Source organism: Cyclobacterium sp. (assembly GCF_014762705.1).
In the GTDB taxonomy this organism is placed as follows: Bacteria; Bacteroidota; Bacteroidia; order Cytophagales; family Cyclobacteriaceae; genus Cyclobacterium.
The window spans coordinates 69,260-78,385 of record NZ_JABURL010000024.1 but is presented as its reverse complement, the minus strand read 5'-3'; the positions used below and the strand labels follow the sequence as shown (position 1 = coordinate 78,385).

Below are 9,126 nucleotides of genomic sequence, written 5' to 3'. Positions count from 1 at the left end.
TTTCTATGATACCTGCCGTGGTCATAGGTTTGCTTTTTGAGGAGCAGCTGGAACAACTTTTTGGAGGTAAGGTAGTTTTCGTTGGATTTATGCTATTGGTTACGGCAATACTTCTTTTTCTGGCTGACAGAGCAAAAAATACCGGGAAGCCGGTTTCTTTTTCACATTCGGTCATCATTGGCTTGGCGCAGGCAGTGGCCATGTTGCCCGGAATTTCCCGGTCCGGAGCCACCATTTCTACTTCCGTCTTATTGGGTATTGATAAAAACAGGGCAGCGAGATTTTCCTTTCTCATGGTAGTCCCACTGATTTTGGGTAAAATAGGAAAAGATATATTAGATGGTGCGCTTACCTACCAAAACGAACAATTTACCACCATGCTTGTGGCATTTATCGCGGCATTTATTGCGGGCTTACTTGCCTGTACCTGGATGATTCAACTGGTAAGGAAGAGTAAGCTGAGTTATTTTTCTGTTTATTGTTTGGTCGTTGGCCTATTGGCCATATCATCAGTATGGTTTTAATGGACAGGCCGGAAAAACCATATGGAGCTGTATTTCTGGTGGACAAACCTTATCAATGGACTTCATTTGATGTGGTAAAAAAAATCAGAAATGCCCTGAAAGTAAAAAAGGTGGGGCATGCCGGGACCCTGGACCCATTGGCAACCGGCTTATTGATCATCTGTGCAGGAAAGGAAACAAAAAATATAGAAAAATATCAGGCGAGGGAGAAGGAATATGAGGGCTCTTTTGTACTTGGTAAAACCACTGAATCTTTCGACCTGGAAAGAGAAGTAAAGCAAATAGCCGATCCTTCCCACTTAGAAAAAGAGGAGATTATACAGGCTGCCCAATCCCTGACAGGTGACATCATGCAAATCCCCCCCCATCATTCTGCCATCAGGAAAGATGGAAAAAGGGTATATGAATCAGCCAGAAAAGGCATTGAAGTTAAATTGGATCCCCGGCCGGTAACTGTAAAAACCTTTGAAATAACCGGTATTGATTTGCCTGAAATCCATTTTAAAATTGTTTGTTCCAAAGGAACTTATATCCGAAGCATTGCAAGGGATCTGGGAGAGCTGCTTGGGGTGGGTGCCTATCTTTCTGCATTAAAAAGGACAGCCATCGGAGAGTTCAGGCTGGAAAATGCCTGGAAACTGGAATTACTGATAGACAAAATTAAAAGTGAGCAGCATGAAAATTTATAAATCTCTTGCTGATTTACCCAATTTTAAAAACCCGGTAGTAACTATTGGAACCTTTGACGGTGTACACCTTGGACACCAAAAAATTCTCAAAAGATTGCAGGACATTGCCCATACCATTCAGGGAGAAACCGTATTGGTTTCCTTTTGGCCCCATCCCAGAATGGTTTTATCTCCTGAAAATCACGGCATACAATTGCTAAATACATTTTCGGAAAAAACAGTTTTGCTGGAGCATTTCGGAATTGATCATTTGATCAGCATTCCATTCACCCCTGAATTTGCAGCACTTACATCGGATGAATTTATCCAGGGAATATTGGTCCAAAAGATTAAAACCAGAAAACTGGTAATAGGGTATGACCACCGGTTTGGCAAAGGCAGGGCTGGAAGTTTTGAACATTTAAAAGCCCAACAAGAAAAATACAATTTTGATCTTGAAGAGATCCCCCGTCAGGATATTGATGATATTGGCATTAGCAGTACAAAAATAAGAAAAGCCCTGAACAAGGGCAACATCGCCATTGCCAATGAGTTTTTAGGGAGGCCTTACCAACTGGAAGGAACCGTAGTTCAGGGGGATAAAATCGGTCGTTCCATGGGATTCCCCACGGCCAATATAAAAGTGGAGGAACCGGATAAACTGATTCCGGCAGATGGGGCTTATCTGGTAACTGTTGAAATAGGAAATGAAAGCTTTGATGGTATGCTGAATATAGGCAACAGACCTACAGTAAGCGGAGCCAAAAAAAGTATAGAAGTCCATATACTCCACTTTCAAAAGGAAATTTATGGTGAGAACATTCGGGTCTTTCTTCTTGACTTTTTGAGGGCACAAAAAAAATTCGCAAATTTAGAGGACCTGAAAGCCCAACTAGAAAAGGACCGGCAAGTTGCAGGGGATTTTTTTGATAAAAGAAAAAGGGATACGCATGATAGATAAAAGGGTAGCCAATGCTTCGGAAGCCACAAGCGATATCGCTGACGGGGCAGTATTGTTATTGGGTGGTTTTGGTCTTTGCGGGATACCGGAGGCTTCCATTCAAGCCCTTATCCATCGCCATCTGAAGAACCTGACATGCATATCCAATAATGCCGGAGTGGATGATTTTGGAATCGGCCTTTTATTGAAAAAAAGAATGATCAGAAAGTTAATTGCCAGCTATGTTGGAGAGAATGAAGAATTCGAAAAACAATATACCGCAGGAGAACTTGAATTGGAACTTATTCCACAGGGAACCCTTGCTGAGCGAATAAGGGCAGGAGGTGCCGGTATTCCCGCATTTTTCACCCCTGCAGGAATAGGGTCTGATGTGGCCAAAGGCAAGGAAATCAGGGAGTTTGATGGCAGGTTATATTTATTGGAAAGATGGATCAAAGCAGATTTTGCCTTGATTAAGGCCTGGAAAGGAGATACGGCAGGTAACCTGATTTACAGGGGTACTGCCAGAAACTTCAATCCCCTGATGGCTGCTGCCGGTAAAATCACCATTGCCGAAGTGGAGGAATTGGTGCCTGCTGGTGAATTGGACCCCAATCACATCCATACTCCGGGAATTTACGTGCAGCGTATATTTCAGGGAGAAATCTATGAAAAAAGAATTGAAAACGTCACTGTTTCCGCCTAATCCTCCCTACAAATGCTAAGCAAAACCCAAATCGCCCAGAGGATAGCCAAAGAGATCAAAAACGGCCAGTACATCAATTTAGGTATTGGTATCCCTACGCTGGTAGCCAATCATATCCCTGACCACCTGCAGGTAGTCTTGCAATCAGAAAATGGCTTGCTCGGCATAGGCCCTTTTCCAAAATCGGACAACACCGATCCAGACCTGGTCAATGCCGGCAAAGAGACGATCACCATGGTCAAAGGCTCTTCTTTGTTCGATTCCGCCGAAGCATTTGCCATGATCAGGGGAGGCCATATAGATATTGCAATCCTGGGTGCCCTTGAAGTATCGGAAAATGGGGATATCAGCAATTGGAAAATTTCTTCCGGATTAATTAAAGGCGTTGGAGGTGCTTTGGATTTGGTGGCCTCAGAAGCAAAGCTTTTTGTAGCCATGCACCATTGCCACAAAGACGGGAGTTCCAAATTATTAAAGGATTGCAAATTGCCCATTACCGGAGTAAAATGTGTTCATAAAATTTTCACCGATCTCGGTGTATTCAGTATCCTTCCGGAAGGAGGATTTAAACTACTTGAAAGGGCGCCGGGAGTAATGTTGGATGAAATCAGAAGTAAAACAGAAGGCAAATTGGTGATTAAGGGAGAAATTCCGGAAATGGAAAGTTTTGATTTGGGTTGATGCTGACTGTTTATTGTTTTATAATTGTTTCTTGATGGCCACCCCGATAAGTCGGGGCAGGCAATGGAATCTTTGACGATTATAATAATCATTGCCTTGAATATTTATTGATGATTTTAATCGTGTCGATTTCATCATTCTTTGTTAGTTTTGCCTCCTCAAAACAAAAAAAATGAAAAAATCCGAAATCAAATTTGCAGTATCCCTGGACGATAAAAATTTGCCCAAAAGCATAGAATGGGATGCCTCAGATAAAGAAGCTGAGGGTATGGAATCAACCAGAAGTATCAGTCTGAACGTCTGGGACAACCTCAATCAAAGCACCTTGAGGATTGACTTGTGGACCGATGACATGTCTGTTGCCGAAATGAAGCGTTTTTACATCGATATTCTGGGTGGCATGGGCCAAACCATCTTGAACAGCACCGGTGATGAATATTTTTCTGAAGAAATAAAATCCCTCTGTGACCGGCTGGTAACCCATGTCAATGAGGAAAATAAATCCAAATAAATTTCAAACTTATGGCCCATTTTAACATGGGCTTTTTTTTATATCCTGCCTATCCAAACAGGTAATTTTTTTTATTCTTTCCCCCCTTGCAGATCCAAAAGGTTTGATTGGTTCGTAAGTGATTGACGGAAACCATTTAGTGGTGCTCATCCCGTAGCTAAGCCTTGGTTTACTATAAAAATGAGTCATGCTAAAGGTTTGCTTCAATAATTTATTAACCAATAACCAACAGTATCATGTCAAAAACCAGTAAATCAAATGTGGAAACCCCTTTGGTTTCCCGACTTAATGGTTCACGAAGATCTTTTATCAAATACGGAGGAGCCACACTTGCGGCCTCCGGATTGTTGATTTCAGGTTGTGAACACCTGGAGCAAATTCTCCCAGACAAGGGAATGGGTAAACCCGAAGGTCACCCACGTACGGTAAATCTGGGCAGGGGTGACACAGGGATTTTGAACTATGCCTATGCACTTGAACAGCTTGAGGCTGCATTTTACATTGAAGTGGTCAACATGCCTTACAATGGTATATCTGATGAAGAAATGGTGATCATGGAGGATTTACGGAAGCATGAAGTAGCCCATAGAGATTTCTTAAAGGCAGCCTTAGGTGATAAGGCCATTATTTCCCTGACTTTCGACTTCAGTACGGTGGATTTTTCCAACCGGCATAGTGTCTTAAGTACTGCAAAAACCTTTGAAGATCTTGGCGTTGCTGCTTACAATGGTGCTGGGAGGCTATTTGAAAGTGCTGATTTGCTTTTGATTGCCGGGAAAATTGTTTCTGTAGAGGGAAGACACGCAGCAGCTATCAGAAGTGTTTTGGACGAGGATTCCAGGTCATTTGCAGGAAGCGATGTCATCGATGGCAATGGATTGGACAGGGCGTTTAAACCCGGGAAAGTCCTGGAAGCAGCATCCCCGTTTATCCTTAACAAAATAAATGCAAATCAATTACCAAAATCTTAAAACGGAGGAAGCAATCATGAACATATTTAAATTATTAAAAAATTATGATGTGAAGCCTGAAGGAATAGAAAACTTCATATCAAGAAGAGATGCCTTTGAAAAACTGGTTGGATTAGGTAAAAAAGCGGCATTTGCTGCAATACCACTTTCACTTGCCGGTGTAGCAGCAAATAACAAGGCTTCTGCCCAATCTGCGACTTCGGAAGATCTGGCTGATGTGCTTAATTTTGCATTGACACTGGAATACCTGGAAGCGGAATTTTATACAATGGGATTAGATACAAATGGTCTTATTCCTGCCGGTAAGGACCATTCTATTATTGAGTTGATCAAATTTCATGAGGTCCACCATGTAGACTTACTGAAAATTGTCATCGATTCACTGGGAGCCACTCCGGTTTCCAAACCCGATTTCGATTTTACCGCCGGAGGAGCCTTTAATCCTTTTGGGGATTACCAACAGTTTTTGGCTTTAGCACAAGCTTTTGAAGATACAGGCGTCCGGGCTTACAAGGGGCAGGCGGGGAACTTAATTTCTAATGGAGACTTATTGACCGCTGCGCTGCAGATTCATTCCGTGGAGGCCAGACATGCATCAGAAGTGAGGAGACTTAGGGGTTTGAAAGGCTGGATTCTTCAGGACCAGAGAGGTGAAGGCATGCCCGCACAAACACAGGCTGTGTATAATGGCGAGGACAATGTGGTGCAAGGAGGAGTAGATGTTACCACAGTTAGCCTTGTTGGTGCAGATGGGGTGACAGAATCCTTTGATGAGCCTCTTAATAAGAATGAAGTACTTACTATAGCTGGTTTATTTATAGTCTGAATCCGCTAATCCGGACCTGCATCAGAAAGGTTTTTTTATACCATCCATGGTCTGGATTTGACCTGGTACTGAAACAGGTCTGCAGATTTTAGAACCAAATAAATGCCTGAAATAGATACAGGAGTAATTATCCACATCGGATGAATTGCTCCTGTTTTTTTTATTCGCACTAATCGCATTTTCATTAAAACCCCACCAAACCCAGCAGCTATTCATTGGAATAATGGTGCAAATAAATTAAATTTTCATTACCTTAAATTAAAATTAACCGTTTAAAAATAAAACGCAGTTTCATCATTTATCTATGAAGTATCAATACCAATTCTAAAATATAAATAATGATTATAAAATTTTGACTGACAAATTAACGCATTTTGCTAACCTAAACCCAAACAAATCATGAGCATATCTATAAAGGCATATAGATTATCCTTCTGGATGGCAATACTGGGTTATTTCCTTTTTAATGCTCAGACCAACGGCCAGAATACCGTATCCATTTCAGGAAAAGTATTTGAATCCGAAACCAATGAGCCTTTAATCGGGGTCAATATTTTGGTTAAGGGTAAAGTTATTGGAACCATTACAGATGTGAATGGTAACTACATCCTTACTGTCAGCCAACCCCCACCACTGACTTTGATATTTTCCATGATTGGCTTTGCCAGTAAGGAAGTCGAAATAACGGATAATGAGGTAAACGGGCTACAGGTAATTCTGGAAGAACAAACCATGTTGGGTCAGGAGGTGGTAGTCTCGGCTTCCAGGGTGGAAGAAAGTATTCTGCAATCACCGGTAACGATTGAAAAAATGGATATCCTGGATATCCGGGAAACAGCCAGCGATACGTATTATAAAGCAATTGCTAACCTGAAAGGGGTGGATGTGACCAGCACATCCATAAATTTTCAAATTTTAAACGCAAGAGGTTTTAATTCTACCGGCAATACCCGTTTTGTACAATTGACAGACGGAATGGACACCCAGGCCCCTGCCCTGAATTTTCCTATAGGTAACCTCAATGGCCCATCTGAACTGGATGTGGAAAGTGTGGAATTCATTCCCGGAGCTTCCTCAGCTCTTTATGGGCCCAATGCATTTAATGGAATTCTCCTGATAAACAGCAAAAGTCCCTTTGAATACCAGGGATTAAGTGCCTTTTACAAGCAGGGCATAAACCATGTTGCTGGAAGGGCAGGTGAGCCGGCTTCTCCTCAACCCATGTTTGAAGGATCCCTCCGCTATGCCCAGGCATTCAACAATAAATTTGCCTTTAAGGTAAGTGCGACATTTATGGAAGCGGAAGACTGGTATGGAACCGACCAAACGGATCTCAATGCCGGAGCACAGGGGGATTTGTCATTTAATCCGGGTGAAAACAGGGTCCATGTTTTTGGAGATGAGGTTTCCAACAATATAGGTCTGCTAAGAAATGTCGGCGCCATACAACAGCAAGCCAATGCTTTTGGACTGGGTAGTTATATTGCCAGTATTCCAGATCAGGTGGTTTCGCGAACAGGATATGACGAGCGGGATCTGGTCGATTACGGGGCAAAAAACTACAAAGTAAGCGGTGCACTTCATTACCGGCTAAATGACAAGGCAGAATTGTCCTATACCCTGAATTATGGTTCCGGGACATCTGTATATACCGGGGCTCAACGCTACTCATTAAACAATTTCAATATTACCCAACACAAACTGGAGCTAAAAACAGACAATTATTTTTTGCGGGGATACACGACCAGGGAAAATTCGGGAGACTCCTACATTGCCGATCTGACAGGAGTGAATATCAATGATGAATGGAAGGGAAATGCCCAATGGTTTGGGGAATATACCTTGAATTACATGGGTGCCCTGGCCTTGCAGCAAGTCGCTCCGGGAACCTTGGGTTCCATTGAGCAGCAAGCAGAGGCACATCGCTTCGCCAGGACTCAGGCAGATCAAGGCAGATACCTGCCCGGAACGAGCGAATTTCAAAATTCGGAACGAAATATCAGGGCTGATTTTATTCCCCAGGGTTCTTTGTTCAATGACCGGTCCAGAATGTATATGGCAGAAGGCCAATATGATTTTAAGAATGAAATTGATTTCATAGACCTTCAGGTAGGTGCTTCCTACCGGATTTATGACTTGAGGTCCAATGGAACCATTTTTGCAGACGTGGAGGGAAATGATATTTCTGTTACGGAATTCGGAGGTTATACCCAGGCTTCAAAACGAATGTTGGACGAAAAACTAAAGATCACCGGATCTGTCAGGTATGACAAGAATGAAAATTTTGAAGGACAGTTTAGTCCAAGAATTTCCGGGGTATTTACAGAAGGGAACAGTAATTTCAGACTTTCTTATCAGACAGGATTCCGTATGCCCACTACCCAGGCCCAACACATCGATTTAAATGTGGTGTCAGCCAGGTTGATTTCAGGGCTACCTTACTACAGGGAAAAATACAATGTATTTGAAAATGCTTTTTCCCTGGCCTCCGTACAACAGTATTCAGAAGCTGTGGCTGCAGGTGCTAGTCCGGTGTCAGCAGCTGCCACCAATCTTTTGGAACAAGTTGAGGATTTACCTGCATTAAGGCCCGAACAAGTCAACTCCATCGAAATAGGTTATAAGGGTTTGCTTGCCGACAACCGGCTATTGATTGACATGGCTTATTATTACAATATATATAACGATTTTATTTCTCAAACAGCGATTAGAAAAGCACCTGGCCCTGTTTATCCAGGTGCCTCCCCAGCCACAGACCAGGGAGCCATCAATGCTGTCAATGCCCCTACCCTATTGACTCCTGTAACAATCCCCGGCCAGGAAAACACCTTCCAAACCTATACCAATATTGTAGACAGTGAAGTCAGGGCCCATGGTGCTGTTATTGGTATCACCTATAACTTGCCCAATAATTACACCATAGGTGGAAACTACAACTTTAACCGTTTGATCACTGCATTTGAGGAGGGTTTCCTTTCAGAATTCAATACTCCCGAACACAAGTACAATATCAATTTCGGGAATAGAAAAGTCGCTAAAAACATGGGATTCAACCTGAGCTACAGGTACCAAACGGCATTTCGCTGGGAATCCTCTTTTGCAAGGGGAGATGTGCCAGAGGTACACAATGTAGACGCACAGGTATCCTACAAGCTGAGAAGTCTTAAATCTGTGGTAAAACTGGGCGGTTCAAACATCTTCAACAACAGGTATTTCCTGAATTTTGGGGGCCCCACTATTGGTGCCATTTACTACCTATCCATAACCTTTGATGAGTTGTTAAATTAAACCCTGAAAAA

The 9,126-nt window shown here is 42.6% G+C and carries 9 protein-coding genes; all 9 read left to right on the top strand.

Features of this window, described 5'->3' with window-relative positions; translation table 11 throughout:
• A partial coding sequence (locus HUJ21_RS04050; protein ID WP_291367533.1) for an undecaprenyl-diphosphate phosphatase occupies nucleotides 1-524 on the top strand: 524 nt, incomplete at its 5' end.
• Nucleotides 524-1,213: a tRNA pseudouridine(55) synthase TruB gene (gene truB / locus HUJ21_RS04045; RefSeq protein WP_291367543.1), complete on the top strand. Its 690-nt coding sequence runs from the start codon at nucleotides 524-526 to the stop codon at nucleotides 1,211-1,213. The genes HUJ21_RS04050 and truB, both read left to right, overlap by 1 nt.
• Nucleotides 1,200-2,153: a bifunctional riboflavin kinase/FAD synthetase gene (locus HUJ21_RS04040; protein WP_291367531.1), complete on the top strand. Its 954-nt coding sequence runs from the start codon at nucleotides 1,200-1,202 to the stop codon at nucleotides 2,151-2,153. Before truB ends, HUJ21_RS04040 begins: the two co-directional genes overlap by 14 nt.
• Nucleotides 2,143-2,838 (top strand): CoA transferase subunit A, encoded by a 696-nt coding sequence (locus tag HUJ21_RS04035; RefSeq protein ID WP_291367529.1) that lies wholly within the window; start codon nucleotides 2,143-2,145, stop codon nucleotides 2,836-2,838. The genes HUJ21_RS04040 and HUJ21_RS04035 overlap by 11 nt, the downstream gene beginning before the upstream one ends.
• A gap of 12 nt (nucleotides 2,839-2,850) precedes the next feature.
• Complete coding sequence (locus HUJ21_RS04030; protein WP_291367527.1) at nucleotides 2,851-3,519, top strand: 3-oxoacid CoA-transferase subunit B; 669 nt, start codon at nucleotides 2,851-2,853, stop codon at nucleotides 3,517-3,519.
• A 172-nt stretch (nucleotides 3,520-3,691) separates the two neighbouring features.
• Nucleotides 3,692-4,030: a gliding motility protein GldC gene (gene gldC, locus HUJ21_RS04025; protein WP_166143620.1), complete on the top strand. Its 339-nt coding sequence runs from the start codon at nucleotides 3,692-3,694 to the stop codon at nucleotides 4,028-4,030.
• A 236-nt stretch (nucleotides 4,031-4,266) separates the two neighbouring features.
• Nucleotides 4,267-5,001, top strand: a complete 735-nt coding sequence (locus HUJ21_RS04020; RefSeq protein ID WP_291367523.1) for a ferritin-like domain-containing protein — start codon at nucleotides 4,267-4,269, stop codon at nucleotides 4,999-5,001.
• Nucleotides 5,002-5,017: 16 nt separating this feature from the next.
• Complete coding sequence (locus tag HUJ21_RS04015) at nucleotides 5,018-5,827, top strand: ferritin-like domain-containing protein (RefSeq protein ID WP_291367521.1); 810 nt, start codon at nucleotides 5,018-5,020, stop codon at nucleotides 5,825-5,827.
• A 438-nt stretch (nucleotides 5,828-6,265) separates the two neighbouring features.
• On the top strand, nucleotides 6,266-9,115 hold the full coding sequence (locus HUJ21_RS04010; protein WP_291367541.1) for a carboxypeptidase-like regulatory domain-containing protein: 2,850 nt from the start codon (nucleotides 6,266-6,268) through the stop codon (nucleotides 9,113-9,115).
• Nucleotides 9,116-9,126 lie beyond the last annotated feature (11 nt).